This window comes from Streptomyces dengpaensis, from assembly GCF_002946835.1.
Taxonomy (GTDB): Bacteria; Actinomycetota; Actinomycetes; order Streptomycetales; family Streptomycetaceae; genus Streptomyces; species Streptomyces dengpaensis.
Genome location: NZ_CP026652.1, coordinates 6,039,779 through 6,065,273 on the forward strand (window position 1 = coordinate 6,039,779; position 25,495 = coordinate 6,065,273).

The window sequence follows — 25,495 nt, forward strand, 5'->3', positions numbered from 1 at the left end:
AGCGGCCGCTGCATCTACCCGCGCGGGCAATTTCGAGTGCGGAGGGAGACGCAGTCGTGACCGAGGCATGGCATCGAACGGATGCCCCGCATCCCCCGGGTGCTCCACGTTCCGGAGGCCGCCGTGGCTAGTGGGGAGGGCGGAACTCGTCCGCAGGCTAGTGGGGAGGGTGGAACTCGTCCGCAGGCTAGTGGGGAGGGTGGAACTCGTCCGCATGTCGGCGGGGAGGGCGGAACTCGTCCGCATGTCGGCGGGGAGGGCGGCACCCGCCCGCATGTCGGCGGGGAGGGCGGAACTCGTCCGCAGGCTAGTGGGGAGGGCGGCACCCGCCCGCAGGTCGGCGGGGAGGGCGGCACCTGCCCGCAGGCTAGTGGGGAGGGCGGCACCCGTCCGCAGGTCGGCGGGGAGGGCGGCACCCGTCCGCAGGTCGGCGGGGAGGGCGGCACCCGCCCGCAGGTCGGCGGGGAGGGCGGCACCCGCCCGCAGGTCGGCGGGGAGGGCGGCACCCGTCCGCAGGTTGGCGGGGAGGGCGGCACCCGTCCGCAGGTCGGCGGGGAGGGCGGCACCCGCCCGGAGGCCGGCGCGGAGGGCGGCACCCGCCCGCCCCGCCACCGCGGCGCCCGCCGCAAACCCGTAGCGCAGTCCGCCCTCGCCGAGCGGTGGGCGCCGTTCCTCCGCCGGCTGAGACCGGCGTACCCACGGCCGGGCCGCAGCGGCTGGCGGCGCTGGATGCCGTCGTGGCGGCAGTGGCTGGGGGCCTTCGGCCTGGCGATCGGGCTGAGCGGATCGCTGCTCGTCATCGCCTACGCGGCCACGGACATACCCAAGAACCTGAACACGTACGCGACGCAGCAGGACAACGTCTACTACTGGTCGGACGGCACACCCATGGCCCGTACCGGATGGGTGCGGCGACAGGAGATGCCGCTCAAGGACATTCCAGAGGATGTGCGCTGGGCGGTCCTCGCGGCGGAGAACGCGAGCTTCTACTCCGACCCCGGCGTCTCCGTCAAAGGCATCACCCGCGCCCTGGCGCGCACGGTGGGCCAAGGAGACACCCAGGGCGGCTCCACCATCACCCAGCAGTACGTCAAGAACGTCTACCTGAACCAGAACCGGACCGTGAGCCGCAAGCTCACCGAGGCGATGATCGCCCTCAAGCTCGACAACAGGATGAGCAAGGACAAGATCCTCGAGGGCTACCTCAACACCAGCTGGTTCGGCCGCGGAACCTACGGCCTCCAGCGGGCCGCCCAGGCGTACTACGGCAAGGACGTCAGCCGGCTGAACGCCAGCGAGGGCGCGTTCCTCGCCTCCCTCCTCAAGGGCGCCGGCCTCTACGACCCCGCCCTGGGCAAGGAGAACCGCAAGCGGGCCGTGGAGCGCTGGTCCTGGACCCTCGACCGCATGGTCGAGATCGGCAAGCTGTCGCCGTCCGAGCGGGCCACGTACACGAAGTTCCCCGAGCCGCTCAAGCAGTCCAAGGCGTACGACACCGGCAAGCAGAGCGACTACCTGGTGGAGCTGGCGGCCCAGTACGCCAAGAAGGCCGCGCACATCTCGGACAAGGAGTTCGACCTGGGCGGCTACCAGATCTACACGACCTTCGACCGCAAGCGGGAGGCGGCGCTCACCGACGCCGTGACCAAGGCCCGCAAGGAGGCGAAGGAGAAGGACCCCGGCAGGGCGAAGACCGCGCACTACGGGGCCGCCTCGGTGGCCGCGGACGGCAAGATCCTCGCCATCCACGGCGGCCCCGACCACCGTACGCAGGGCTACAACGAGTCCAACGCCACCACCGTCCCCGCCGGTTCGGCGTTCCTGCCGTTCGTCTACGCTGCCGGCCTGGAACACGGCATCCACAAGACCCGCGACAGCGCGGCCACACCGGTCACTCCCGAGTCCGTCTACGACGGCAACGACGGCGTCCCGGTCACCACGCCCGAGGGGCCCTACTGGGACCGCAGCGGCAAGAAGGTCGCCGCCCGCAACGACGGCGAGAAGTCGTACGGGCCGATCACCCTGCGCAGGGCGCTCGCGCTGTCCGTGAACACGCCTTTCATGCAACTCGGCATGGACACGGGCCTGGACAAGGTGCGGTCGACCGCCGAGGCGGCGGGACTGCTCTCGTCCAGCATGGGGCGGCAGGTGCCCGCGCTGTCCCTGGGCAGTGCCACGCCCAGCGCGATCCGGATGGCGAGTGGCTACGCCACGTTCGCCGCGGACGGCACGCACGTCGAGCCGTACTCGGTGCGGCGCATCACCCGCAACGGCTCCCGGGTCGCCCTGGACACGCCCCGCCCCCGTCGCGCGGTCGACGCCGACGTGGCCCGCGAGGTCACCGAGGCGCTCACGGAATCCTTCCGCGCCAAGCACGCCGACGAGGCCCCCGCCTCGGCCCGGGTGGCCGGGAAGGCAGGCACCACCGCGGACGACAAGGCCGTCTGGTACGTGGGCACGAACCGGTCCGTGTCCACCGCGGTGGCCGTCTACCGCATGGACCTGTCCAAGAGCCTCGAACCACTGCCGCTCGAGGGGATCGCCTCCGCCTCGGACTCCGCTTCCAGTGCGTCCGGCACGTCCGGTCCTTCCGGCGCCGACGTCCCGTACGCCATCTGGGCCGGCGCCATGAGCCCGCTCGGCTGACCCCGCAGGCCGGGCCCGCCCAGCCGCCGCTGACTTTCAAGGCCGGCCCGCCCGGCCGCGACGGCCGAGAGGCCGTCACACGCCCCTTCCGCCTCCTCGCAGAATGTGCCCCGCATGAACTCGAAGCACAGCGGTCGCCGTCGTCGCGACCCCGCTCCCGCTCCTGGTTCCGCCCGCCAGGGTTTCGCGGCCCTGGCGGCCTTCCTCGTGGTCACGTCCTCGGCCGCGGCCTACCTGGCCCTGAACCGCGGAGACGACACCACACCGGCCGCGTCCACCAGCGACCGCCGTCCCGCCGCGGACGCCACAGCGGCGAAGGAACCCGCCTGGGACGGCAAGACGAAGATGCTCGGGGACGGTTCCACGTCCTACACCGGGCCGCAGCAGGGCCAGTTGAAGCCCGTACCGCTCAAACCGGGTGAGAAACCACCCCAGTTCGTCGTCTTCTCCTGGGACGGAGCCCTCCAGGGCGACGACGAGCTCTTCTCGCACTACCGCGAGCTGGCCAAGAAGTACGACGCCCACATGACGTACTTCCTCACCGGCATCTACCTGGTGCCCAAGGACAAGAAGACGCTCTACCGCCCGCCGATGCACGAGCCGGGCTCCGCGGCCATCAGCTACCCCACCGACGAACACATCCGTACGACGCTGGAGCAGCTCGGCAAGGCGTTCAAGGACGGCAACGAGATCGGCACCCACTTCAACGGCCACTTCTGCGGCGAGAAGGGCGGCGGCGACTGGAGCGTGGCGGAGTGGAAGAGCGAGATCGACCAGTCCTTCTCCTTCATCGAGAAGTGGAAGACCAACACCGGCTACACCGACCTGCCTGCCCTGCCCTTCGATCCGAAGCGCGCCATCTCCGGGGGCCGCGCGCCCTGCCTGGAGGGCCAGAAGAACCTGCTCAAGGCCATGAACGACACCGCCAAGAAGTACAACTGGCGCTACGACGCCAGCTCCGCGGGCGACTTCCAGATATGGCCCGTCAAGAAGGAGGGCATCTGGGACTTCCCGCTGCAGATGCTTCCCTACGAGGACGGCAAGTACCAAGGCCTGTCGATGGACTTCAACTTCCTCTACAACCAGTCCGACGGCGAGACCACCGGCGACCCGGCCAAGTACCCCGAGTGGGAGGAGGAGACCGTCAAGTCCTACATGGCGGGCTTCAACCGCGTGTACTACGGCAGCCGGGCCCCGCTCTTCATCGGCAACCACTTCGAGGACTGGAACGGCGGCATCTACATGAAGGCCGTCGACCAGGTCGTCACGAACGTGTGCACCAAGAAGGACGTTCGCTGCGTGTCCTTCCGCGAACTGGCCGACTGGCTCGACGCGCAGAAGCCGGAAGTCCTGGAGCGGCTGCGCAGCCTGGACCCCGCACAGTCGCCGGACTGGTCGACGGTGGTGAAGTAAATGGCGGCTGTCGGCGTCTTCCGGGTGGTCCAACTCGGCTGCTGGGCAAGTGAGTTGGACCGACAATGATCCAACTGGCGCAGGATCCCCCCGAGTTCATCGCGTTTGAGTGGGACATGTAAAGATTCCCTCCCCGGTGTCCGACCCGGGGATCAAGGAGAATGCCCAGTGAGATCAAAGACGTTGAGCCGCAGATGCTCGACCGTGACGGCGCTCGCCCTCTCCACCGTCCTGCTGCCCCTGTCCGCCGCCCACGCCGCGGACGCGACCCCCACGGCGAACCCGGCGACCCCCACGGTGAACCGCGCGACGACCGACGCCTTCGGCCGTATCGCCGACGCCGTGTTCACCGACCGCACGGCCGCCCTGCTGGACCGCCCCCAAGCGGCCCCGCGTACGGCACTGAAGGCCACGGCAGGCATACCGCTGTCCGCCGCCCTGGCCCGTACGGAGGGCACCTCGGTGAACTCCCTGCGCGGCACCCGCGACCGCCTCGCGGCGCTGGGCGAGGCCTACACCGCCGCCGACACCCAGGTCAGCGTCGACAAGACCCGGGTGCGGGGGGACCGGGCCACCGCGTGGGTCACCGAGACCACCACCCTCACGTACAAGAAGATCCGTGGTGACGAGCCGGACACGACGGGCTTCAGCGCACACCACGTCCTCACCTTCACCGCCCGGCCGGACGGCATCTGGAAGCTCGCGGGCCTGCGCGCGACGGACCAGGGCACCCCGCAGGTGAACCAGCCCGTCACGCCGACGGCGCGGATGACCCCGATGGCCGTTGTCGACGCCCCCCGGGCAGCGACCTCGTATCCCGCGCCCGCCAACCCCAAGACGCTCGGCAGGGGAACCCCGTACGACTACGCGGCGATGGCGACGTACGCCGAGAAGTACTGGAAGAACTACAACCCGGCCTACCGGAAGTTCAACGCGGTCGGCGGTGACTGCACCAACTTCGTGAGCCAGAGCCTGCTGGCGGGCGGCTGGAAGCCGGTCACCGCCGTGACTCCGGAGGAGTACGACACCTGGTACTACGTCGCCAACGGCCAGTCCGACTCCTGGGCGGGCGTGAACGAGTGGTCCTGGTTCACCCAGACCGCCCATCGCACCACGCCGCTGGCGAACGTCTACCAGATGGACGTCGGTGACGTGATGCAGGCGGACTTCGACAAGGACGGGTCCAAGGACCACACGATGATCACGTCGTACCGGAGTCCGAGTGGCGTCCCGTATCTGACGTACCACGACGCCGACACCTACCGCAGATCGGCGTCGAGCATCATCGCGTCGTACCCGGGCGCGGCGTACTACGCGTACCGCACCTGATTCCTCACGCCTTCGGCACCTGATGTCCCACGCCTTCGGCAGCTGATTCAAGCCTTCGCCGCCTTATGCAAGCCTTCGACAGTGGCCCTGCGCGCACGCCGCAGGGCCGCTGCCGCGGCCGGCGTTCTCAGGCCCCGCTGCTGCGTTCCTCCCGGATCTGGGAGACCACCCGCGCCACCGACTGCCGTACCGCCTCCGTCTCGGTCAGGAAGTGCCAGTAGTCGGGGTGGCGCCCCTCCAGCGTGGTGATGGCACGGTCGAGACGGGCGACCGAGTCGTCGAGCGGGCGGGCGTGCCGTGGGTCGGGGGTGTTGCGGCCCGCCATGGCCAGGCGCTGGGCGTCACGGATGGCGAACCGGGTGCGGTCGATCTCCTGCTGCGGGTCCTTGGAGACAGCGTTGAGCCGCCGCAACCGGTCCCCGGCCGCGGACACGGCCTCGTCGGTGTTGTTCAGCAGCGCCCGCACCGTCGACAGCAGCGCGGTCGCGTCCGGCCAGCGCTGGGCTTCGCGCGCGGCCCGCGCCTCCTTCAGCTTGAGCTCGGCCTGCCGTACGCTCTCCGCCGCCTGCTCCGGTACGGGCTGAAGGTCCTGCCAGCACGCCGCCGTGAACCGCCGGCGCAGCTCGCTCAGCACCGGCTCGACCTGGCCGGCGCGCGTGGTGAGCGCCTGCGCGCGCGTACGCAACGAGACCAGCCGGTGATCGATCTCGGCGGCGCGCTCCGGCAGCCGCTCGGCCTCCACCCGCACGGCCTCGGCCTCCCGCGAGACCCGCTCGGCACGCTCCAGCGTCTGGGGCACACCGTGCTGCCCCGCGCCCTGATTGAGCTTGGTCAGCTCGGGCCCGAGGGCGGCCAGCCGTGCGGCGAGGTCGTCGGCCTTGAGCCCGGACCCCCGTACGGAATCGAGGGCGTTCGAGGCGGCGAGCAGGGCCTGGCGGGCGCGCTCGACGGACGGGGCGAGCCGGGCGAGCTGCGTCTCGGCCTTGCCGAGCAACGGCCCGAGCCCCCGCTCGAACCGGTCCAGATCCCGCTTGACCCGCCCCAGCTCGTCCTTGGCGGCGGTGAGCTCGGTACGGGCACGGGCGGCGACCGACGCCTCCAGGTCGTCCCGGTCGAGATCATGGGCGTCGACGGCGGTGATGTACTGATGACTGGCCTCGTCGATGCGCTGCCCCAGCTCCGCGAAGTCGGACACGGCGCGGCGGGCGGCGGGCGAGTCGTCGACCGCGGTGATGGTCTCGATGGAGATGCGCAGATCGCGCTGGGCGGTGTCCAGCTCGTAGAAGGCGGCCGCGGCGGCGTCCTTCGCCGCCTGCGCCTCGGCCCGCTGACTCTCGGAGCGCCCGCCGAACCACCGCCGGGTGCCGCCGCCCGCGAAGGCGGCGCGCAGCACGAGGGCGACGAGGAGGGGGAGGGCCATAAGGGCCAGGGCCTCACGGGCGCCGGACGAGGGACGACGGTGTGCTGAGTGACGGCGAGCCGGGCGACGGCGTGCTGGACGATGGTGTACCGGCCGCGCGCATGGCACAGGCGACATGTGCGACGTATATGGCTTGTCCGGCGTGTACGGCTCTGAAGGTGTCGTCGCCGTCACATCCCTCTCCCGTGCTGCTGTCATCCGCCCTGCCCGGTGTCATTCTCCCACCGGTTAAGGACGAACACACGGGCCTGTTAGTTCGCGGTTCGCACCGTGATCTTCCCGTCGTTCGTGTGGGCGGACACCACATGGGAACTGGCCGGGTCACGGGGTACGGACACCTCGACGGCGCCGTCACCGCTCTCGGTCGCCACCCGGTAGGCGTCCCGGGGCAGCTCGATGGTGACGGAACCGTCCTGGCTGCGGGACTCCACCAGGTCCGGTACGACGCCGAGTTCGAGCCGTACGGAGCCGTCCTGGGTGCGGACGCGCACGCGGCGCGAGTCGACGCCGAGCGCGCGGATCGCCCCGTCGCCGCTGCGCAGGTCCAGCGCCCCCGAGGAGTCGGCCACCCGCACAGAACCGTCCGCCGTACGAATGCTGAGCGCCTCCTTGAAGCCACGCGCACTCACCGCCCCGTCCCCGTCCTTGACCGTCACGGCGACGCCGGGCGGCACCACGATCCGATGCCGGGCCGAGCAGTCGGCGACCACCCCCGAGCACTTCATCCGCAGCACCAGCCGGTCACCGTCCTCCATCGCCCAGGTCACCCGCGGGTCCCCGCCGACGACGACAGGCCCCCGGAACCACCGGGTGACCTCGACCTTGCCGCTTGCCTCGGCGGAGTCCGCGACGACGAGATCGAGCGCGGAGCCGTCCGAGTCGACGGTGAGCGTGCGGCCGTGCAGGGCGAAAGACCTGTGCTCGGGATCCTTGTCGTCCCCGGCGGACGCGCCACAGGCGGGGGCGCCCACGAGGAGAGCCACGACGACACCGCTGACGGCGGCCGCGCGAACAGGAACGGTACGGGCCATGATGATCTCCCCCTGAGAGGCTCTGCGAAGTCTCCTCGACCGTACGGATCCGCACGTCACCAGTCCGGACCACTCCCGGATCGACGGTGGGGATAACCCCCCGCACCGCCACCCGCACCGCCACCCACCGGATACGGGTTTGCGGGGCATCCCCCCGGGCAAGGTAGGCTGTCGACTCGTCCTGGGCGCGTAGCTCAGCGGTAGAGCGCCGCCCTTACAAGGCGGATGTCGGCGGTTCGAAACCGTCCGCGCCCACCAGTCTCAGGACACGATCAAGGCCCAGGTCAACCGGTGCGAAGCCGGGGACCTGGGCCTTGATCTTTCTCGGCGGCTTGTCGGCGCCGTGCCACTTACGTGCCAGATGGGCCGCGCGGGGGCCGCTTCACCTTCCTGATCTGACCGTCGACGTAGTCGGCGTTCTGGTGGTCACGGCCGTTGGCGAGGTGCTGATAGATCAGCGCTGCTCGCACCGACGAGTGGCCCATGCGGTGCATCAGCTCGCGGGTGGTGGCGCCACCGGTCGCGGCGAGGGTGTTCCCGGTGTGCCGGAGGTCGTGGAAGTGGACGTCACCGAGGCCGGTCGCGTCGAGCGCCCGGAGCCAGATCCGCCGGAAGTTGTTCCGCCCCAGAACACCACCGCGGGCGCCGACGAAGACGAGCCCGGTTCGGCCGGCACTCGCGTACTCGGCCAGGTGGTGCGCCAGCTCGGGGACGAGCGAGGCCGGGAACGTCACCGTGCGGACGCCAGCCGCGCTCTTGGGTGCCTTGACCGTTAGGCCGTCTGTCCGCGTCTCGGCGTACGAGCGACGGACGGACACGGTACGGGCCTCCAAGGTCGATGTCCCGGCGCTGGAGGGCCGCCAGCTCACCGAAGCGGAGCGCGGCAAAGGCCGCCAGGAGCACCAGGGCGCGGCAGTGAGGTGGGACGGCGTCGGCGAGCCGGTACACCTCGGGCACGGAGAGGAACGGCCGCTCGGTGTGGGTGACCGTCCCCGCGCCCTTCACCCGGCACGGATTGCGCTCAATCAGTCCGTCATCCACGGCCGTGTTCATGATGGCCCGGAGGACTTGGTACGCCTTGGAGACGGTGGCCGGGCCGACACCCGCATCGAGGAGGTCTGTACGCCAGCGCCGTACCTGCGGCGTGGTGATCTCCCGCAGGGGAACGGTGCGGAACGTCGGCAGGATGTGCCGGTTGAGCACGCCCACGTTGCGCTCCCGTGTGGTGGCCGCGTAGTCGCGATCCTTGAACCAGCCCACCGCGAAGTCACCGAACGCGATCTTGACGTCAGGGTGTCTCCGTCAAGGATCTTGGCCTCCTGCTTGACCAGCCAGCGGTTTGCGTCGGTCTGAGAGGCGAAGGTCTTGTCAGCCGTGCGCATTAGACCGTCAGGGCCCCGGTAGCGGGCCTGGAAGCGCCCCGAGGGCAGCTTGCGCACAGAGCCGAAACGGCGACGGCGTCCCTTGGCGTTCGGCATCAGGCCACCGCCTTGAGGTGCGAGGCACGCCTCGTGATCGGCTCCACCGTGTGCTCCGCGATGTATGCGTCCACCGCACTCTCCGGGATGCGGACGTGACGGCCGACCTTCACGAAGGTGATGCGCCGCTCCGCGATCAGGCGACGGGGGAAGCGTGCCGAGGTGCCGAGCACTTCGGCCACCTGGTCGACGCTGAGGTAGCGGTCCTTCATGCTGCGGCTCCTTCCAGGGCGAGTTGGTCTTGCAGTGCTTCGCGGGCGGTTTCGCGGTTGTGCTGGAGGTTCCGGGCGATGGTGGCGGCGAGGGCGGATTCGCCGGGGGTGTGGCCGTGTCCGGCGTATTGCCAGTCGGCGAGGACGAGGACGGTGTCCGGCTCGCGGTCGTCGAGGCCGAGGGCTTGTCGTTCCTGGGCAGCGCGGAAGTCGGCGCGGGCCTGGCGGAGTTCGCCGAGGGTGGTGGAGTAGCGGCGGGACTTGGAGGAGAAGTGGCCGCGGAAGCCGAGCATGTGGGCCCAGGCCCAGAGGCGGCGGTCCGGGTAGAGCGGATCGAGGACCTTGCACGCCTCAATGAGGCGGCGGGTGTGGTCGGGGACCTGGTGGCGGTCGAGCTCCGAGAGTTCGCCGATGCGGCGGTCCAGGGTGCCGGTGTTCTCGGCCGCCTTGGTGGCGTACTTGGCGACGTAGGAGGCCACGGCTTGCTCCGTGATGTCGGAGCCGTCGCCGAAGGCCTTGACCGGGCGAACGTCGAGCTGGGTGCCCCAGCGGAAGGTGCGGGCGGGCTGGTCCTCGGCGGCCGGGACGGAGACCGAGGTGTAGGAGTGCGCGGCGGCGGCGCGGACCGCGTCGGTGAGGAGGCCGACGGTCGCCCAGGACGGGGGTGCACCCGCTTGAGGACGTCATAGCCGGTCATGCGGACCTCGACGACGCCGGAGCGCAGTTCCCGGGAGATCACGCCGTACATGCCGAAGGAGTGGCGCAGCCGGTCGGAGGCCGCCGCGATGTCGAAGGCGTCCTGCCCGGGCGGAGCTTGAGCCGCAGCACCAGGCCGGTACGGGTCGGCCGTAACCGCAGGATCCGAGGTGCCCGTGACTCTGGGACGGGCCGGTTGGCGACCCTGGCGAAGGCCAGGCGCCAGCGGGAGGGCGGGACGGTCAGCCCGCACGCGTCCATGACCGAGGCGTAGCGGACCAGGACCCGCAGCGCGGCGAAGACGGCACCGAAGGCCAGCCAGTACCAGGCGGGGCGCCGCCACCGCAGGATCACTGCGGAGGCGACGACCAGCAGCAGCGCGACCGTGAAGGCGGTCATGATCAGGCCGCCTTGGGCTTCGACGCGGCGGCGACGAGCGAGGTGACCGCGACCGCGCGGAACGCGATGCCGTGCCGCTTCTGCCCGTTGAACTCGTTCTCCCACGACGAGGCGAGGGAATCGCCTCTGCCAACACCTCGGTAGCCAACAGGGGTTAACACCCGTCTTGTTAGCCCCTGCCGACCTGCATAGATGTGAGGCATGCTGCTGTTAGGGCTTGGCAACCACAGGCAGGGCGAGGCGACATGGCGAACGGACTCAAGGCGGTGAGGAGTGCGCGAGAGTGGTCGCAGGAGCGGCTAGTTCGAGAGATCGAACGCCATGCGCACCAGCACATGCTCACCGTCGCATCCACGGCCAGCCTGCGCGTCTACGTCTCGGAGTGGGAGAACGGCCGCCGCTCGATTTCAGCCCGCTACGCGAAGATCCTGCGCGCTCTACTCGGCATCACCGACGACGAACTGCACCGCAGGGCCGAGGCGTTGGCCGTACCCGTCGCGGCTGACGGGTACGACGAACTCGTAAGTCGAATCGACGCCGCTCGCAGTGTCAGTCTCACCATGGTGACGACATTCATGGATCAGACGGAACTGTTCAGGACCATGGACCGGCAGATGGGCGCCGCGAGCCTTGTCGACCCGATGACAGGGCACCTGGCGAAACTGGAGGACGCGCTCACCTTTGCCGTGCTCCCCGAGACCCGGCGCCCGGTCGCCCTCGCGTTGGCAGGGGCTGCAACGCTGGCCGCATGGCAGGCACTTGATGTGGGAGCCGTGGAACGAGCTTGGCGGCACTATGAGTTGGGCAAGCGGGCGGCACAGGAGGCCGACGAGCCGATGTACCTCGCGCACGCCACGGCCGAGCAGGCGTACGTCCTCTGCGACGCGGGCCGGGCCTCCGTCGCGGTCCAGCTGATACGGGATGCCCAACGCGTCGGCGGCAAGGCGATGTCCCCACGACTCACAGCCTGGTTGTACGCGGCCGAAGCCGAGATCTGCGCCCGAGCTGGGATGCCGGACGACTGCCGGCGGGCGCTGGAAAACGCGATGCGATGCCTGCCGCCGGGGGAGGAGGCCCGAGACGCGGACATGCTGAGCATCTTCTTGAACGAGGGGCACCTCAGCAGGTGGCGCGGCAACGCGCTCGCCCTGATAGGCGACGACGAAGCGGTTACCAGCTTGTACGACGCCCTTGATTCCGCAGACTCCACCTTCATACGAGCGTCGGCGGGACTGCGCTGCGATCTCGCCCAGGCGCACATGGCGCGCGGCGAATACGACCAGGCGCACGAGCACTTGCGGCAGGCCCGACTGTTGGCGAGCCGTACCGGATCAGTGCGTCATCGCCGCCGGATCGAGCAGCTCACGCAGCGGTTGTAGGCGCGGCTCCAGCACCCCTTGAGGCGAGCACGTGCAGGAGAGCCACGAGCGTCCCCGAGCCCATGAGTTCACCGCGGGCCATCAGCCCGGGAATGTCTGCGAGAGGCACCCAGGCGACGTGTCCCGCTTCTTCGAGGTCGGTCGGTTCTCCGACGAGCTTCGCGCCCTGGCCTACGTAGATCTCGTGGGGCGAGTCGACCATGCCGACCATGGGCTGATAGGTGACCACGTGTTCCAGGGCATCCGGCCGCCAGCCGGTCTCTTCTTCGACTTCCCGCAGAGCGGCCTGTGCGGCGTCTTCGCCCTCGTCGACGATCCCGCCGGGCAGCTCCCAGCCGAATGAGTCGGGGACGAAGCGGTAGCGCCAGAGCATCAACACGCGGTCCTGGTCGTCGAGGACGGCGGCGATGGCGACGTGATGCAGCCGTACGACGTGATGCTCGAAGCGTTCGACGCCGGGGGGTTCGACGTCCACGAGGCTGAGCTTCACCCAACGGTTGTCGTACACGGTCGTCGGTAGGTGGTTAGCCGTCGCCGCTGATCGCCAAGGGCGCGGTAGAACTTTCCCTACTTCATCAAGCCCCGGCTGCGCTCCGCTCCGCCGGGCGCGCTTCCCGGCTCTGGCTGCGCCCGCGCTCCTGCCTTCGGCCCGCTCGGCGCTGCCGCCGCCGACGCGCGCCCACATGTGGATAGGGCCGGTGGCCATGAGTCAATCACCGCATAGAGCGGCCTGCGGTCAAGGCGATGCCTCCGGCGGGGGATCGGCCGGCACCGGGATGGAGGGGCGCCGTTCCCGACTGCGGGTCCAATGTGGCGTGCGCGGGGAGCTCCCATCCCGTCCGCCATCGACCCAGGCAGAGCCGAGCAGACGCGGCCCAGGGCGTCAAGGTCGTTCGTACAGTGGCGCGCTCCACCTTGACGCCCTGAACCACGCCCGCTCCACGGTGTGTGGGTCGACGGCGGACGGGATGGGAGCTGGGGGAGAGTGGTGGCTGGGGGGCAGCAAGCCATGCACCACCCGGCTCCACCTCCCGCACAACCACAGTGTTAGAGCTGCCGGAAGTAGACGGCTACCGGGATCGGGGTGCACCCGAGCTGCTCGTACAGAGCCCTAGCGGGTGCATGAAAGGAATCCCCTCCGGTCCCGATCTCAACGATCTCTGCTCCGAGCAAGCGCATCTGCTCGAAGGCGTGTTCACACAGAGTGGTACCTACGTGGCGTCGGCGATGCTGGGACGAGACTGCAAGGATCACGACTCGGCCGTGCCTGCGATCCGGATCGACGCTCCACGCTACGTAGCCCGCGATGCCGTCTTCTCCCTCAGCCACCGCGACGTATGCGTGATGCTCGGGTGCGTAGAGTCCGGCGACCTGCTGGCGGTAGTCGTCGCGCCAGTTGCCATGCTGGATGGCGAAGACGACCTCGCCCATCAAGGGGCGGAAGGCCTCCTCGTAGAACGGCCGGAACGTCTCAATGGTCAGTTCGGTGAGTGAAGCCAGGTCACTCGGGACAAATGCGCGAATACGCATCGAAGTGTGCCTTTCATGCCGAGGGGTTGAGACCCAAGGGAAAACCTGGGCATGGGTCAGCCCGCTCCCGACCGAGTGAATCGGCGGTGAGCCAGGCCCTCAGTCCCGCGCAGGCCAAGCGGCAAAACACTCCATGGCTCGGATCGTAGCGTCCGGCCGCGCCTTCAGTAGATGACCTGACGAGGCTGCTCTGCATGGAGTCGCGCGCCAGAAGGCGCCCGTGCCCGATCGACCGGGAACTCACGGGGAATCGCGGTCATCAACAGGGAACGCGCATGACGAAGGCCCCCGACCGATGTAGCTGGTCAGGGGCCGTTCACCTGCGGTGGGTGTGGGATTTGAACCCACGGTGACATCGCTGCCACGACGGTTTTCAAGACCGTCAACGTTTTGAGCCCGCTGCGCCGCCCTGACCTGCTGGAGGTTGACGGGGGACCGCGCGCGTCCTGGTGTGACGGCTTGTAGCATGGTGATCAAGAACTGGAGGACATCTATGCGCGCCGGGGATGACACGGGCTCCCTTGATCAGGCAACGAGGGAGTTCATGGCAGCGCGTCCCCAGCTCTTCGGCATCGCGTACCGCGTGCTCGGTAGTGCCGTGGAAGCCGAGGACATCGTCCAGGAGGCATGGCTGCGGTGGCAGAACACCAACCGAGCCGACATCGACGAGCCGGCAGCGTTCCTCGCGACGGTCACCTCCCGTCTGGCGATCAACCTGGCCCAGTCCGCCAGGATGCGGCGTGAGTCGTACGTCGGGCCCTGGCTTCCCGAGCCGGTCGACACAAGCGTGGATCCGCAGGTGGGTGCGGAACGGGCAGAGGCACTCGACATGGCGGTTCTCTTCCTCCTGGAGAAACTGAACCCCGTGGAACGGGCTGCCTACGTTCTCAGGGAAGCCTTCGACTACCCGTACAAGCGAATCGCGGACATCCTGGAGACGAGCGAAGCCAATACACGTCAGCTGGTGAGCCGCGCCCGGAAGCACCTGTCAGCGGAACGCCGGGAGCCGGTCAGCTCTGACGACCATCGGCAGCTGCTGGAGGTGTTCCTCGCCGCGGCACAGACAGGCAGTCTGTCGGTGCTCGAGGAGGTTCTCACTGAGGACGTGGTCAGCTACTCCGACGGCGGAGGGATACGCGGGACATCCAAGATTCCGGTCGTCGGGCGTTCGCACGTCTCCAAGTACCTTGCCGCCTTCGCCCCACGTTACTGGCCTCTGGCAGACGTTCGCTGGGTCGAGGCCAACGGCAGGCCGGCCGTCCTTGTCACGGCTGACGGATGGCCGACGGCCTTGCTGAACGCCGATGTATCGGCACGAGGCATCGAACGCCTCATGTGGGTCGCGAATCCGGCCAAACTAGCTCCTTACCTGGCTTCGCTGAACAACTGAGGCAGCCTTCGCCGACTCTGCACCAGGGTGCCCCGAAGCGGGCTGGCACAGGTCAGGATGTTCTGGGCTGCCCGCGCCATTCGTATACGCACTCTTCCAAACTAGTGCTCCAGGCCGGAGAGGAAAGCCGTCCTTGTGCGCGTACAGCAGCGGCACGTGGCCGGCGCTGGCGCCGGTGACCTGTCCGTCGCGCGGGTCGAGATGCAGCATGGTGCAGCTGGCGAATCGATCCGCGCCCATCGTGACGAGCAACTCGTTGATGCGCGTCAGCACGGTCGCGGGATCCGGCTCGTGGGCGGCGATCGCACGTATGGAGGCGCGCACCTGTCCCATGGCTTCGGCAAGATCCGCCAGCAGCCGCGCTCCGGCATGACCGACCACCCCCGACCCGTCAGCGGTGACATGGATCTTGGGACGCAACCCGATACCCTGCACGTAGAAAGTGCCCTCCGCCTGGCCCGACAGAACCCCTCAGCAAGGTTCATCGTCCCAGGTGAGGAAGGCACTTTCGCGCTTCCGCCTCGACACCCACCACACCCAAACGAAACGGCGAGGCCAGCCACCGCCAAGGGAGAGCCCGAGCGGGCCGGCCTGGAGTCGTCCCGGCGTGCCGTGCGCCGACTGAGTGGGGACACGTGACGCCGTGGAATCTGCTCTGGGTGGCGGCCAAACGGGACATCTGGCGGCTCGCCCATGCCGTGGATTATCAAGATCAGTACTGCCGTTGGCCTCGACCAACCAGGGGCTGCCATCACCGCGGATCACGGTCGCCAGATTGTTTACGTGCGCACGGCCCGGGACAGGCGGTCGAGCAGCGCCCGTCATGCGGTTGTTGTAGGACGGACTGAGGGCGTCTGGGGTCAGCAAGGCTTACCGTGAGGCCAGAACCCCCGTTCGAGCCGCTACGACGACGCCGTCCGCGAGGCGTCGGTGTCTCGCCGTGCCAACTCATTTCTCGCTGCTCGGCCAAGCGCTTACGAGTACGGCTCACGATCTTCCGCGCGTCGACGACACCGAGCTGAAGGATCTCAGCGATCTCGGAGTAGTCGCAATCGAACGCCTCTCTCAGGACGTACGCGGCGCGCTTAATGGGGCACAGCTCCTGCAGGAACAGTAGCTCGGCCAGGTCCAGGGCCTTTGCGTGGTGCCCACCTACCGCCGGTTCCGCGCTCGTGTCGATGGGCTCGGGCAACCACGGTCCGATGTATGTTTCCCGATGCGCGCGTGGAGATTGCGCCACCTCGACGGCCAGTCGAGTCGTCGTACTCGACAGAAAGGCCACCGGGCTCACCACCGCGGAGCGGTCGGTCTTCTGCCATCGCAGCCATACTGCCTGGAGGACGTCTTCAGTATCGCCCGAACTGCCGAGCACGCGGTAGGCGATTCCGAAGAGACGCGGCAGGTGCTGCATAAAGACAGAAACAGCCTCTGCAGGGGTGTTTGCCGTGGGGGGCGGCTCAGAATGCATGACTTGCGGTCTCCGTTCTTCTGGTTGGGGTCGTTTGGGGCGGCCCTGCCACCGCGTGGAGGCAGGCAGCACGGCCGAGCGGTTCTGGCCAACCCCTTGATGAACCCGACCGTTTCGTCGAGGGGCGCGCGGGCCCGTGCGGACGCCCACGAGGGCACGACGAAGGCCGGTTGCGCCGTCAGGAACGACGCAACCGGCTGACCGGAGCGGGCGCCGGCCCCGTCCGGGCCGGGCCGAGCTCGCTGATCGAAGTCGAAGAGTGTCGCCGACTCCCCCGTGCTCAGTCCGCGGCGCTGAATGCGCTTCGTGTCCAGTCGGCGAAGCTGGTCCAGGCGATTTCCGGATGGGCCGCATGCAGAGCCGGGACGTCGACGGTGTAACCAGGTCCGTCGAGGAAGGCCCATATCGAGCGCACGTCGGAATTCTCGACCTGCGTCAGCGGAATGTACTCGTGCCGGACCTCCGTTCCGAGGGTGGCACTCAGTGTGGCTGCCATCTGTGTGGGAGTGTTCTCATCGCTTGCCAGGTTGATCCGCTGTCCCACATAGCGGGTGGGGTTGAGCAGCACTCCGGCCGCGAACGCTCCATGGTCGGTGCGGGCGAGCTGCTTCAACGGCTTGTCCGAGTGGAGCGGCATGTCCAGCGCACCGCTGAGGATGCGTTGCGCGCTGCCGAGGTTGACCATGTCCAAGAAAGACGTCGGTCCGAGGATCGTGTAAGGCACATCGCCGGAGACCAGTTGGGCTTCGATACGTGCCTTGCTTTCGAAAATCGGTACGCCGGTCCCCTGGTCAGCATTTGCCAACGAACTGAACACCAAATGGGGTACCCGCTGTTCGCCCGCGGCAGCCAGAATTGTCTGCCCCTGGGCCACCTCGGCCTCCACGCCGCCGTCGACAAAAGGAGTGGTGTACGCGAATACCCCGGCCACCCCTTGCATCGCCGCGGCCAGGGAAGCCTGATCACTCAGGGAACCCGCCACAACCTCAACGCCCCGGTCGGCCAGTCGGCGCGCGGCCTCATCATCGGGGTTCTGCACCAGCGCCCGTACCCCGGCCCCGCGGTCCAACAATGCGTCAGTCACCGCCCTGCCCTGTCCACCGGTAGCGGCAAGCACCAGAATAGGATTATCAATCATTTCAGAACTCCTTCGGTTCGGGTGCGAAGAAATGGACGATCTGTCCACTAGTTACGATACATGGAAATGTACAAGTAGTCCACAAGGGAGGTTGTCCATGACCGAGGGCACGGCTGCCCGCCGGGGGCGAGGCCGGCGCCCGGCAGCAGAGGTGCGTGCCAGCGTGCTGGCGGCAGCGGGGCGAATCCTGCTGACAGACGGTCTGCGAGCTGTCACGTTCGACCGCGTCGCGGCGGACGCGGGATCGAGCAAGATGACCCTCTACAAGTGGTGGCCGTCGCCGGGCGCCCTCGCGGCCGAGGCGTACTTCGCTCAGGTCAACCTGGCACTGGACTTCGCCCACACCGACGATCTGCGCGCGGATCTGCGCGCCCAGCTCGGCTCTTTCGTACGCTGGCTGACCGACGAGGGGGCGGGGAAACCCGTGTCCGAGCTCATCGGCGCCGCCCAGATGGATCCGGGCGTCGCACACGCCTGGACGGAGAGCTATCTCCTGCCCCGCCGCGAGCTCGCCCGGGTGCGTCTCCGCGCCGCCCAGCGTGATGGTGAGCTGCGCGAGGACGCGGACCTCGACGTCATCATCGATCAACTGTGGGGCGCCTGCTACCACCGGTTGCTCGTGGTGAGAGTCCCCCTCGACGACTCGCTCGTGGAACGCCTGGTCGACCAGGCACTCTACGGTGCGGCGCCACGGGAAGCGTGACCTCCACGAGGTGCCCTGGCTGGGCTCGCTGCCCAGCTCGCCCAGGCCTGGCCCCAGCCCATGTACCGGCTCGCGACAGCCCTGATCGACCACGCACGGCGCCCCCCGGGACGGACGACATTTCGCTGCTTGGGCATGGTGGCGTCCCGGCGCGGTGGTCGGGGTCTCCAAGGTCTTTCGGTCGTGGGCGGTCAGGGGTTTGCTGGTCAGCCGGCGGAGCGGGGCAGTGCGGCAAGGCGGTGGAAGGCTGTGGCCAGTTCGTGTCTCCAGGGCCAGGTTGCGGAGATTCGCAAGCGAAGACGCCGGCTGCCGCAGGTGAGGCGGGCGGCGACGTGCAGCAGTCGGTAGCGGAGCTTCTTCGGCTCGGCGGTCGCCAGCTCCCCGTCCAGTAGCAGGAGGCGCATCCAGGCCAGCAGGTCGATGGCCGCGAGGCTGAGTTCGAGCCAGGTCGAGTTGATGGCGAAGTGGCGGGAGGGGAAGCGGCCGAAGCCGGTGGTCTTGCCGCACCGGATGTGGTCCTCGACGGTGGCATGCCCGCAGTGACGAACCTCCAGGAACTGGGCGGAACCGCCACCCGCGTGGGGAGTGTCGGTGAGGAACACCTGGTGCCGCAGGCCCTCGTCCTGGTCGAACAGGGACAGCTGGGCACCGGGGTGCGGTCGTTCGCGCCGCACGATGATGTGGACGAAGAGACCCTGCCAGGCGGTGAGTCCCGGCATCGGCAGCGCCGCCGCCTCCACATGGTCGATCCCGGCTGGGAGCGGGACCAGATTGCGGGCCTCGACCGCCACGTACTCGGCGAGCGAGCCGTCCCGGTTCCAGTCAATCAGCCCGATGACCCGCTGCCCGACCGAAAGCCCGGTGGTACCGACCGCGACCTCGGCGACCTCGCCCGAGACCTCGTGCCCCGGGATGACGGGCGCCCGGTCCCGGCCGCTCCGGTCGACCCAGGAGGACGACCAGGCCAGCTCTTCAGGCGTGAAGGAGGCCGCCCGCACCCGCACGACCACGTCACCCGAACCCGCGTACGGGTACGGCGCCTCCTCGACGACCAAACCCTTCACCGCCGCATCCTTATCGTGAGACCGCACCGCCTTCATGGCCGCTCCTTCCAGCTGGGCAAGACTCCACGATGACGGCGCGGCACGCACCATGCGACTCGAAAGGCGCGACGCCCCCGGACCCAGCCGACACCACTCACGCCGAACCGGGCGAGCAGCCAGCCCAGCAGCCCTCAGCGACCGCTCCGCCCGTAGTTCGCATCGAGGGGCGGAGTCGTGCCACAGCTGTGCCACATCAGGCGGTCAACCACGGTCAACGACGGTTCGCCGCAGTCGAGATGCGCCGTCGACCAGGGCCGCCTATAGCCGCAGCGACCTGCGCATCTTCGCACCGTCCACGTCCGCCCTTACAAGGCGGATGTCGGCGGTTCGAAACCGTCCGCGCCCACCAGGATGACCAGCGGATAGGACCCGGAACTCCCAGCTCAGGGAGTGTTCGGGGCCTTTCTCGTGGGCTCGCCATACGGTCTCACTACATTGTGACTACACCCTTGCTACACCCCTACTACTGGGGGGCGACCCCTAAATATCCCCTAAACGATCAGGGTGAACGCGCAGGTCACAGGGGCGACGAGCAACCCCCGCACTCCTGTTGGAGGCGGGGGTTGCCCTGTGCCGGGGCGCCACTGAGAGGGGGGCACCTTCGAGTAGCGCCCGGCACGTTCGCGGGGTTGAGCCTGTCGTCCTGTCTAGCGGATGCATGCGGAATCAGTCATTCACCCGTTCGTGTGAACAACTGTTCGAGCACTCAAACTACCCGTAGCCCTGCGGCATATGCCAGAGCGCCGCAGGGCTCCTAGTGGGGGGTGGCGATGTCCGCCCGGAGGGGTCCTCCGATTGCTCTACGGTGGCGGGCGGGCTGTCCGTCGCTCGGACTTCAAGATCAGAAAAAGCGGAGTGCAATCCGCAGACATATGATCATCGCCGCCAGAGCGTTTGTCGAGTGCGAGATCTGCCCGACGACGACAACTGGCTCCCTGACCCGCCGCCGGGCCATCGGCGACCGAGTACGCGCCGAACGGCGCCGCCAGAACCTCACCCAGGACCAGGTGTGGCAAGCCGCTCGCATCGACCGCCGCACCCTCCAGCACGTTGAGGCCGGCGAGGAAATGAAGCTGGGCACGCTCCTCCGCATCGCCTGGGTCCTGGACGTCCCGCTCCCCGACCTCATGCAGTGACCCGCCGCCAGCGTCAGGGGGAGCACTGGCGGCGGACATGGAGCGGCCCCGGCCGGGATTCCGGTCCGGCCGGGGCCGCGGACTTTGGGTCAGGCGCGGGCCTGGACGATGAGGGTGCCGATGTGTCCCGACTCCCGGGCATCCAGCACGGTCGCCTCCGCCGTCGCGAAGCCAGCCCGGAGCAGATGCCGCTCCCATACCGCGGGCTTGTAGCTGTAGCGGTAGGTGAACATGGCCTTGCCCGCGAAGCCGCCCTTGTACATGCCCTGTGGCCCGTAGGCGCCCGGGATGGGTGGCGGCTGGGAGAACACGAAGACGCCGTCTGCGGCCAGGCGCTGGCGGACGAGGGGGAAGAGGCGGGACGGGTCGGTGAACCAGGCCGCGCCGAAGATGGAGTACACCGCGTCGTACCGGTTCTCATCGGCGGTAAGCCAGTCGAGGATCTCGCCCTGCTCGATCCGTACCCCGAGCGGTGCCCACCGCTCGCCGGCGAGCTGCACCATACGCGGCGACAGGTCGACCCCGGTGGCCTTGACGCCCTGCTGTGCGAGGTGGGCGAGGGCACGGCCGGTGCCACAGCCGATCTCCAGCACGGACTCCGGCGTGCCGAGGAGTTCAGTGCCGGGGCCGTGGCCGGCGTACTGCGTCCAGCAGAACGAGGGCTCAGCATCAGACTTGAAGGCGGACTCGGCGAAGGCGTCCCACAGTTCGGTCTCGGCGGGGATGTCGTGGGGTACGGGCACAACTGTTCCTCTGGTCGTTGGGGTACGGGCAGCCCCCGCCCTCGGGGAGCCGTGAGGACGGGGGCGACTGTAGCGGGCTCAGTGACTGTCGGGGACCTTGTCGTCGCAAGGTGAGCAGTCCGCGCCGTCGATGGCCCAGAGCTCTTCGTCGATGGCCCATCCCTGGCTCTTCAGGAAGTCGCCGGTGCGCAGGCACAGGCCGTCGCTGCGGCGCTCGATGAACGGGGCGTGGTGCTTGAACCGGCCGCCGTTGTAGAGGCGGCAGATGCCCCACCAGACAGGTGTGTCGAGGATCAGCTGATGGACGCCGATGTCGACGAGCTTGCCGACGCCGAGGTGCTGGCCGGGGTTCTCGATGGAGCCCATGACGTACATGACGGCGTTGCCGAGGATCCGTTCGGCCATGTCGCGGACCATCGTGTGGTCGCGCAGGAGCAGCGCGATCTCGCGGTCCCAGATGGTCATGCCGGAGTCGAAGATGTTGACGGTCAGTTCCGTGATGTGCGGAGCGACCGCGTTGAGGAGCTCTTGCGGGTCGCGGGTGCGGGTCGTGGTGGAACGCTCTAACGCGACGGTCACGTCTTCCTCCTGTTGTGGACGTATGCCCCCGGTCGGGGGTGATGGCCCCGGCCGTCCTGAGATACAGGGCGGTCGGGAGTCTCAGGGCCCGGTGTCACGCCTGGCCAGCCGGAGAGGCTCGGCGGGCTGCGACAGTGTGCAGTCCTGCGCTTGGGCGTGGACGATCAGGCGGACGTCAGGGCCGGACGCGCGGGGCAGCCAGCGGACGATGCCGTCCGCGGTGTGCTGGCCGCAGGCGACGCAGGTGCCCGCGGCGCGCTCGTCCTCGTTGTCCCACATGGGGCTCATCCGGTCACCCGCCCTTCACGCAGCGAGAGCATGCGCACGGTGGGTAGGCCAGGCTGGACACGGGTTGGTCGGCGGGCGGGAGCGCGCGGGAGCGGATGGGTGTGCGCTCCATCGTCTCGGGGTTGACGCGGTAGACCGTGATGGTCAGACCGGGGTGCATGCTGTCGCTGCCTGTATCGGTCACGATACTCACAGTCGCCCTGCCAGGGGCAGTTCCGCGGCGTCGGTGCAGGCGTCAAACCGACGACATGCGGGGCGTCATTTCGGTGTCATTCCAAGGGTTTGAGGTCTACCGTGATCGCATGGCCACACCGAACAGCGCACTGCGAGCGGTCCGTATGGGCATGCTCCTGTCCCAAGATGACTTCGCCCGTGCCGTCCGTGAGGCCGGCGCCCGGGTCGGCATCCCCAACGACGCCAACAAGCGGCTCATCCAGCGGTGGGAATCCGGCGCCACCACCGCCCCGCGCCCCGTGTACGCCCGCGCCTTGGAGGACGTCACCGGCCTGCCTATTGAGTCACTCGGCTTCACAGGCACCGTGCCCATGGCGCGCGTCTCCGACGACGGCCGCGGCGGACACGACATGGAACCCGGAGCGAACGGAGTTGCCCCCGCCGCCAGCGCACCGCAGGCCGTGCCGCAGGCCTCCTCCCGCAACTACTCGGGGGTGTGGCTGTCGCGGTACGAGTACTTCTCCAGCGGCCGGGACTCGGCCTTCACAGGCCTGCACTACGTGGTGGTACTGCAGCACGGCAACCGGCTCACCGTCCGCTCCCTGCCTGGCTCGTCGGACTCTCCGCTGACCATGGATCTGGAGATCGACGGGCACGTCGCCACTGGCACGTGGACGGAGCAGACCGCGTCCGAGGGCTACTACCGAGGCGCCCGCTACCACGGCGCGATCCAGCTGCTTGTCGAGCCGACCGGGCGCCGCATGACGGGCAAGTGGGTGGGCTTCGGCAAGGAGTTCGACGTCAACACCGGACCGTGGGAACTCGTCTTCCAGGACGCATCGACGAACAAGGCGACGCTCGCCGCCTACGATCGCCGACCCGAGGCCTGACCGGACACGACGAAACGCCCCCAACCACGGTCGTGGTGACCGTGGTTGGGGGCGTCTTCGCGCGTACTCGCGGCGGGTCGGGTCAAGCCCCATGGACAGCAGGCCATTGGTGCCATTGCCGGGCTCGGGGTCGGGTGCGCCGTCGCGACGGCAGACGAGCGCGTCGGGGTCGTAGGACGGGGCCTCGAGGTGGTAGCCGCCGGGCAGGTCTGGCCGTCGCGACCGTCGGCGCCGTCGCTTCCATCCTGGCCCGGTGGCCCGCTCGGACCAGGGACGGTGGAGTCTGCCCCCGGTGGGCCGGCCGGTCCCGAGGGGCCGGGCACTGTGGAGTCCGTGCCGTCCCGGCCGGGCGCCCCGGATGCGCCGGGCGATGGGGTGATGGTGGGGGCAGGCTTCCCGGGATCACCCTTCGGGCCAGGCGGGCCCGGGATCGGCACCGGAACCTCGGCACGGTCGGGCAAGTCCTTGACGGCCTTGGTCGGGTCAGGGGCCACCGGTGTCCCGCCCCGGGCTTTCACCTGCTCCCGCAGCGCCCGCACATCCCCAGCGAGCGTGGACACGGCGGTGCCCCGCAGGTCTGCCTCCGCAGCGAGCTGGTCGGCGCGCGACGCTTCTAACTGGACGCGCACGTACACGAGGAGCACGGCGCCGGTGAGGGCCAGCAGGAACGCGAGGAGCGCGATCGGCTTCCAGCGCCGGGCCAGCACTCGCTCAGTGCGCGTCACGGCGTACCTCCCAACGACTGGACGATCAGCCGTAGACGTGCCGACTCTGCGCGCTCGGTGGCGAGTTCGGTTTTGAGCGTGGCCACCTCGGTGCGCAGTTCCTTGCGCTCTTCCTGCAGTTGGTCCGTGAGGCTGTTGAAGCCGGTCACTGCGTTGCCCTCCCTCTGGGCGCGTCCTGCGACCTTCGAGCCGTACATGGCTGCCGCCCCGGACACCACGGCGCTGCCGATCACGCCGAGGGCTGTGGCGAGGGCGGCATCCATGCCACCTCCAAGACGCGCGCATCGGGCAGGGTCAGGCCTCCGTACCGGAGCCGCTGGACGACTGCCGGTTGGGCACCGCCCACGTGAAGCCGAGCGCAGCGAGGATGGCGAGGCCCGCGGCCCAGCCCTCCGCGGCCGTGATGGTGTCGTCAGCGAGGGCCGTCGACAGAGTGCTGGCGCCCGCGACCACCGCGGCGACGACCGCCTTCCACATCTTCGAAATCTTCATGGTCAGGACTCCTGTCCGGTGACGTCGACCGACACCTTCACGACGGCGTCAGCGATGGCCTGCTGCACGGCTGCCACGACGGCCGCCGTGTCCACGTTCTTGCCGAGCTGCCCCGCCAGGGCCGCGATCGCAGCGGACTGTGCGGCCTCCGTCGCGCGCACCGCGTCGATCCGCTTGAGGATCTCGGTGACCGAACTGGACAGAGTCCAGGTCGGATTGCTCGCCGGGGCGCCAGGGACGGAGATGATTCCGTTCCTTCTTCAGCACCGCCGTAGCGATCTCATCGACCGTGGGCATGTTGTCCTCCTCGGTGGTTGTGCCAGTTGCGCGGGCGACGATGCCCGGGAACACGACGGTCTTGAACTGCTCGATACGGGCCGGGCCGGGGCAGGCGTGCTCGTTGGGGTTCCACGCGCTGAACTGCTTGTGCCAGCCGAATCCGGGGTCGTCGGCGGTGCGGCACAGCGCAGCGGGATGCCGTGCTCCTTGTGCAGCCACACCCCGAGCTTGATCAGCTGCTCGACCTGCTCGCCGGTCCACTTGTCGGTCGCGCCCAGGTTGGACGCGGTCTCGATCGACACTGCGCCAGTGCCGTCGGCGCGCCTGTTCGCCGCGGCGTTCGCGTCCGCGCGGGTCTGCGTGCCGATGAACTGGGCGAGGTCGCCCGCGTAGCCGAGGCCGAAGTGCGACTCGAGGTTCGTCGAGTCGCGCCAGTACTCGAACGTGCGGCGCGCGGTCCACGGGGGGCGCATCCGGCAGGGAGGCCAGATTTTCCAGGGAAGATTCGATCACAGCACCCCATGTATAAGAGGGCTCCGGCATGCTGTCATGTGGTACGAGTTGATCGATAGAGACACCGGTCCATAGCGCTCCCGACCCATCGTCGTCACTACGCCAAACGACGGCCCTGCGCAGGTCTTCGTAATCGGGATATTTGGAAGGGCGCTCGTCGGTGACCAACGCTGACAACTGCCGACAGCTCAGCAGCAGTTCAGAGCGGTAATCGAGTAGAAGGCCGCAGGTCACGGCCGCCGCCGGTCAGTTGCGGCTGAGCTGGACCACCCTCTCCTCAGCCAGGGCGTGCCCCCGAACACTGCGCGGACGGCAGTGACGCCCGACGGTAGCCACACCCC

At 68.8% G+C, this 25,495-nt stretch carries 23 protein-coding genes, 2 tRNA genes and 7 pseudogenes; 10 read left to right on the top strand and 22 right to left on the bottom strand.

All coding sequences use genetic code 11. The features are described 5' to 3' along the window. Window positions 1-81 precede the first annotated feature (81 nt). From C4B68_RS27900 to C4B68_RS27910, 3 genes are all read left to right on the top strand, one after another. Window positions 82-2,646, top strand: coding sequence for a transglycosylase domain-containing protein (locus tag C4B68_RS27900; RefSeq protein ID WP_240634492.1), 2,565 nt, complete (start codon window positions 82-84; stop codon window positions 2,644-2,646). Between the two features lie 114 nt (window positions 2,647-2,760). After that, window positions 2,761-4,059, top strand: coding sequence for a polysaccharide deacetylase family protein (locus C4B68_RS27905; RefSeq protein ID WP_099499077.1), 1,299 nt, complete (start codon window positions 2,761-2,763; stop codon window positions 4,057-4,059). A gap of 168 nt (window positions 4,060-4,227) precedes the next feature. Further along, entirely contained in the window at window positions 4,228-5,388 is a 1,161-nt protein-coding gene (locus tag C4B68_RS27910) for an amidase domain-containing protein (RefSeq protein WP_167459178.1), read from the top strand. A 127-nt stretch (window positions 5,389-5,515) separates the two neighbouring features. Here the strand turns inward: C4B68_RS27910 and C4B68_RS27915 are convergent, their stop codons facing one another. Then, complete coding sequence (locus C4B68_RS27915) at window positions 5,516-6,925, bottom strand: hypothetical protein (RefSeq protein ID WP_373682172.1); 1,410 nt, start codon at window positions 6,923-6,925, stop codon at window positions 5,516-5,518. Window positions 6,926-7,059: 134 nt separating this feature from the next. Continuing rightward, window positions 7,060-7,839 (bottom strand): DUF4097 family beta strand repeat-containing protein, encoded by a 780-nt coding sequence (locus tag C4B68_RS27920; RefSeq protein WP_167459179.1) that lies wholly within the window; start codon window positions 7,837-7,839, stop codon window positions 7,060-7,062. Window positions 7,840-8,022: 183 nt separating this feature from the next. On the opposite strand from C4B68_RS27920, the gene C4B68_RS27925 reads away from it, so the two are divergent. Then, window positions 8,023-8,097 (top strand) — tRNA-Val (locus tag C4B68_RS27925). A 92-nt stretch (window positions 8,098-8,189) separates the two neighbouring features. Here the strand turns inward: C4B68_RS27925 and C4B68_RS45015 are convergent. The 5 genes and pseudogenes from C4B68_RS45015 to C4B68_RS42125 all read right to left on the bottom strand — a co-directional run. Further along, window positions 8,190-9,317 (bottom strand): annotated as a pseudogene (locus tag C4B68_RS45015) (tyrosine-type recombinase/integrase). Beyond that, window positions 9,317-9,529 carry a helix-turn-helix domain-containing protein gene (locus tag C4B68_RS27940; protein ID WP_099499071.1) on the bottom strand — a complete coding sequence of 71 codons (213 nt, stop codon included), beginning with the start codon at window positions 9,527-9,529 and terminating at the stop codon, window positions 9,317-9,319. The pseudogene C4B68_RS45015 and the gene C4B68_RS27940 overlap by 1 nt, the downstream one beginning before the upstream one ends. Beyond that, window positions 9,526-10,194 (bottom strand): annotated as a pseudogene (repSA, locus tag C4B68_RS27945) (replication initiator protein RepSA); the annotation flags it as partial. The gene C4B68_RS27940 and the pseudogene repSA, both read right to left, overlap by 4 nt. A 2-nt stretch (window positions 10,195-10,196) precedes the next feature. Beyond that, window positions 10,197-10,624: pseudogene (locus tag C4B68_RS27950) on the bottom strand (plasmid transfer protein); the annotation flags it as partial. A 2-nt stretch (window positions 10,625-10,626) separates the two neighbouring features. Then, window positions 10,627-10,779 (bottom strand): annotated as a pseudogene (locus C4B68_RS42125) (SCO3933 family regulatory protein); the annotation flags it as partial. A gap of 180 nt (window positions 10,780-10,959) precedes the next feature. On the opposite strand from C4B68_RS42125, the gene C4B68_RS27955 reads away from it, so the two are divergent. Continuing rightward, complete coding sequence (locus tag C4B68_RS27955) at window positions 10,960-12,003, top strand: NsdA family TPR-like regulatory protein (RefSeq protein ID WP_206337136.1); 1,044 nt, start codon at window positions 10,960-10,962, stop codon at window positions 12,001-12,003. Here C4B68_RS27955 and C4B68_RS27960 read toward each other — a convergent pair. From C4B68_RS27960 to C4B68_RS42130, 3 genes and pseudogenes are all read right to left on the bottom strand, one after another. After that, a pseudogene (locus C4B68_RS27960) lies at window positions 11,987-12,517 on the bottom strand (NUDIX hydrolase); the annotation flags it as partial. The gene C4B68_RS27955 and the pseudogene C4B68_RS27960 sit on opposite strands and share 17 nt — an antisense overlap. A 533-nt stretch (window positions 12,518-13,050) precedes the next feature. Continuing rightward, on the bottom strand, window positions 13,051-13,533 hold the full coding sequence (locus C4B68_RS27965; protein WP_099499069.1) for a GNAT family N-acetyltransferase: 483 nt from the start codon (window positions 13,531-13,533) through the stop codon (window positions 13,051-13,053). Window positions 13,534-13,859: 326 nt separating this feature from the next. Continuing rightward, window positions 13,860-13,943 (bottom strand) — tRNA-Ser (locus C4B68_RS42130). Window positions 13,944-14,026: 83 nt separating this feature from the next. On the opposite strand from C4B68_RS42130, the gene C4B68_RS27970 reads away from it, so the two are divergent. Further along, window positions 14,027-14,923 carry an RNA polymerase sigma-70 factor gene (locus C4B68_RS27970; RefSeq protein WP_099499068.1) on the top strand — a complete coding sequence of 299 codons (897 nt, stop codon included), beginning with the start codon at window positions 14,027-14,029 and terminating at the stop codon, window positions 14,921-14,923. Here C4B68_RS27970 and C4B68_RS27975 read toward each other — a convergent pair. From C4B68_RS27975 to C4B68_RS27985, 3 genes are all read right to left on the bottom strand, one after another. After that, complete coding sequence (locus C4B68_RS27975; RefSeq protein WP_420824037.1) at window positions 14,891-15,388, bottom strand: PP2C family protein-serine/threonine phosphatase; 498 nt, start codon at window positions 15,386-15,388, stop codon at window positions 14,891-14,893. The genes C4B68_RS27970 and C4B68_RS27975 overlap by 33 nt on opposite strands. Before the next feature lie 286 nt (window positions 15,389-15,674). Next, window positions 15,675-16,391, bottom strand: coding sequence for a sigma factor (locus tag C4B68_RS27980; RefSeq protein ID WP_240634494.1), 717 nt, complete (start codon window positions 16,389-16,391; stop codon window positions 15,675-15,677). A gap of 280 nt (window positions 16,392-16,671) precedes the next feature. Next, window positions 16,672-17,529 (bottom strand): NmrA/HSCARG family protein, encoded by an 858-nt coding sequence (locus C4B68_RS27985; RefSeq protein WP_099499066.1) that lies wholly within the window; start codon window positions 17,527-17,529, stop codon window positions 16,672-16,674. Window positions 17,530-17,626: 97 nt separating this feature from the next. Here C4B68_RS27985 and C4B68_RS27990 point away from each other — a divergent pair, with 97 nt between their 5' ends. Continuing rightward, window positions 17,627-18,232, top strand: a complete 606-nt coding sequence (locus tag C4B68_RS27990; protein WP_099499065.1) for a TetR/AcrR family transcriptional regulator — start codon at window positions 17,627-17,629, stop codon at window positions 18,230-18,232. 206 nt (window positions 18,233-18,438) lie between these two features. On the opposite strand, the pseudogene C4B68_RS42520 reads toward C4B68_RS27990, so the two are convergent. After that, window positions 18,439-18,909 (bottom strand): annotated as a pseudogene (locus tag C4B68_RS42520) (transposase); the annotation flags it as partial. 90 nt (window positions 18,910-18,999) lie between these two features. Further along, a pseudogene (locus C4B68_RS43560) lies at window positions 19,000-19,386 on the bottom strand (alcohol dehydrogenase catalytic domain-containing protein); the annotation flags it as partial. An 821-nt stretch (window positions 19,387-20,207) separates the two neighbouring features. On the opposite strand from C4B68_RS43560, the gene C4B68_RS28000 reads away from it, so the two are divergent. After that, window positions 20,208-20,471, top strand: a complete 264-nt coding sequence (locus C4B68_RS28000) for a helix-turn-helix domain-containing protein (protein WP_167459180.1) — start codon at window positions 20,208-20,210, stop codon at window positions 20,469-20,471. Between the two features lie 89 nt (window positions 20,472-20,560). Here C4B68_RS28000 and C4B68_RS28005 read toward each other — a convergent pair whose 3' ends face one another. From C4B68_RS28005 to C4B68_RS41440, 4 genes are all read right to left on the bottom strand, one after another. Beyond that, window positions 20,561-21,214 carry a class I SAM-dependent methyltransferase gene (locus C4B68_RS28005; protein ID WP_099499064.1) on the bottom strand — a complete coding sequence of 218 codons (654 nt, stop codon included), beginning with the start codon at window positions 21,212-21,214 and terminating at the stop codon, window positions 20,561-20,563. Window positions 21,215-21,292: 78 nt separating this feature from the next. After that, window positions 21,293-21,793, bottom strand: a complete 501-nt coding sequence (locus C4B68_RS28010; protein WP_099499063.1) for a glycine-rich domain-containing protein — start codon at window positions 21,791-21,793, stop codon at window positions 21,293-21,295. Window positions 21,794-21,874: 81 nt separating this feature from the next. After that, window positions 21,875-22,081, bottom strand: coding sequence for a hypothetical protein (locus C4B68_RS28015; RefSeq protein ID WP_143674240.1), 207 nt, complete (start codon window positions 22,079-22,081; stop codon window positions 21,875-21,877). A 4-nt stretch (window positions 22,082-22,085) separates the two neighbouring features. Then, entirely contained in the window at window positions 22,086-22,265 is a 180-nt protein-coding gene (locus C4B68_RS41440; protein ID WP_143674238.1) for a hypothetical protein, read from the bottom strand. 118 nt (window positions 22,266-22,383) lie between these two features. Here C4B68_RS41440 and C4B68_RS28020 point away from each other — a divergent pair, with 118 nt between their 5' ends. Continuing rightward, on the top strand, window positions 22,384-23,145 hold the full coding sequence (locus C4B68_RS28020; protein ID WP_099499061.1) for a helix-turn-helix domain-containing protein: 762 nt from the start codon (window positions 22,384-22,386) through the stop codon (window positions 23,143-23,145). Between the two features lie 721 nt (window positions 23,146-23,866). On the opposite strand, the gene C4B68_RS28030 is transcribed toward C4B68_RS28020, so the two are convergent. The 3 genes from C4B68_RS28030 to C4B68_RS43565 are packed head-to-tail and all read right to left on the bottom strand — an operon-like array spanning window position 23,867 to window position 24,523. Further along, entirely contained in the window at window positions 23,867-24,133 is a 267-nt protein-coding gene (locus C4B68_RS28030) for a hypothetical protein (protein ID WP_099499060.1), read from the bottom strand. 31 nt (window positions 24,134-24,164) lie between these two features. After that, window positions 24,165-24,362 carry a hypothetical protein gene (locus C4B68_RS28035; RefSeq protein ID WP_099499059.1) on the bottom strand — a complete coding sequence of 66 codons (198 nt, stop codon included), beginning with the start codon at window positions 24,360-24,362 and terminating at the stop codon, window positions 24,165-24,167. 2 nt (window positions 24,363-24,364) lie between these two features. Next, window positions 24,365-24,523 (bottom strand): hypothetical protein, encoded by a 159-nt coding sequence (locus C4B68_RS43565; RefSeq protein WP_240634495.1) that lies wholly within the window; start codon window positions 24,521-24,523, stop codon window positions 24,365-24,367. Between the two features lie 25 nt (window positions 24,524-24,548). On the opposite strand from C4B68_RS43565, the gene C4B68_RS44450 reads away from it, so the two are divergent. Then, window positions 24,549-25,034, top strand: coding sequence for a hypothetical protein (locus tag C4B68_RS44450; RefSeq protein WP_306510959.1), 486 nt, complete (start codon window positions 24,549-24,551; stop codon window positions 25,032-25,034). The last annotated feature ends 461 nt before the right edge of the window (window positions 25,035-25,495 follow it).

Bases quoted from the DNA above. Each gene is read 5' to 3' on its own strand.
- C4B68_RS27900 (WP_240634492.1), top strand. From the start codon at position 82: ATGCCCCGCATCCCCCGGGTGCTCCACGTTCCGGAGGCCGCCGTGGCT.
- C4B68_RS27905 (WP_099499077.1), top strand. From the start codon at position 2,761: ATGAACTCGAAGCACAGCGGTCGCCGTCGTCGCGACCCCGCTCCCGCT.
- C4B68_RS27915 (WP_373682172.1), bottom strand. From the start codon at position 6,925: ATGTCGCCTGTGCCATGCGCGCGGCCGGTACACCATCGTCCAGCACGC.
- C4B68_RS27920 (WP_167459179.1), bottom strand. From the start codon at position 7,839: ATGGCCCGTACCGTTCCTGTTCGCGCGGCCGCCGTCAGCGGTGTCGTC.
- C4B68_RS27940 (WP_099499071.1), bottom strand. From the start codon at position 9,529: ATGAAGGACCGCTACCTCAGCGTCGACCAGGTGGCCGAAGTGCTCGGC.
- C4B68_RS27955 (WP_206337136.1), top strand. From the start codon at position 10,960: ATGCTCACCGTCGCATCCACGGCCAGCCTGCGCGTCTACGTCTCGGAG.
- C4B68_RS27965 (WP_099499069.1), bottom strand. From the start codon at position 13,533: ATGCGTATTCGCGCATTTGTCCCGAGTGACCTGGCTTCACTCACCGAA.
- C4B68_RS27970 (WP_099499068.1), top strand. From the start codon at position 14,027: ATGCGCGCCGGGGATGACACGGGCTCCCTTGATCAGGCAACGAGGGAG.
- C4B68_RS27980 (WP_240634494.1), bottom strand. From the start codon at position 16,391: ATGCATTCTGAGCCGCCCCCCACGGCAAACACCCCTGCAGAGGCTGTT.
- C4B68_RS27985 (WP_099499066.1), bottom strand. From the start codon at position 17,529: ATGATTGATAATCCTATTCTGGTGCTTGCCGCTACCGGTGGACAGGGC.
- C4B68_RS27990 (WP_099499065.1), top strand. From the start codon at position 17,627: ATGACCGAGGGCACGGCTGCCCGCCGGGGGCGAGGCCGGCGCCCGGCA.
- C4B68_RS28000 (WP_167459180.1), top strand. From the start codon at position 20,208: ATGATCATCGCCGCCAGAGCGTTTGTCGAGTGCGAGATCTGCCCGACG.
- C4B68_RS28015 (WP_143674240.1), bottom strand. From the start codon at position 22,081: ATGAGCCCCATGTGGGACAACGAGGACGAGCGCGCCGCGGGCACCTGC.
- C4B68_RS28020 (WP_099499061.1), top strand. From the start codon at position 22,384: ATGGCCACACCGAACAGCGCACTGCGAGCGGTCCGTATGGGCATGCTC.
- C4B68_RS28030 (WP_099499060.1), bottom strand. From the start codon at position 24,133: ATGGATGCCGCCCTCGCCACAGCCCTCGGCGTGATCGGCAGCGCCGTG.
- C4B68_RS28035 (WP_099499059.1), bottom strand. From the start codon at position 24,362: ATGAAGATTTCGAAGATGTGGAAGGCGGTCGTCGCCGCGGTGGTCGCG.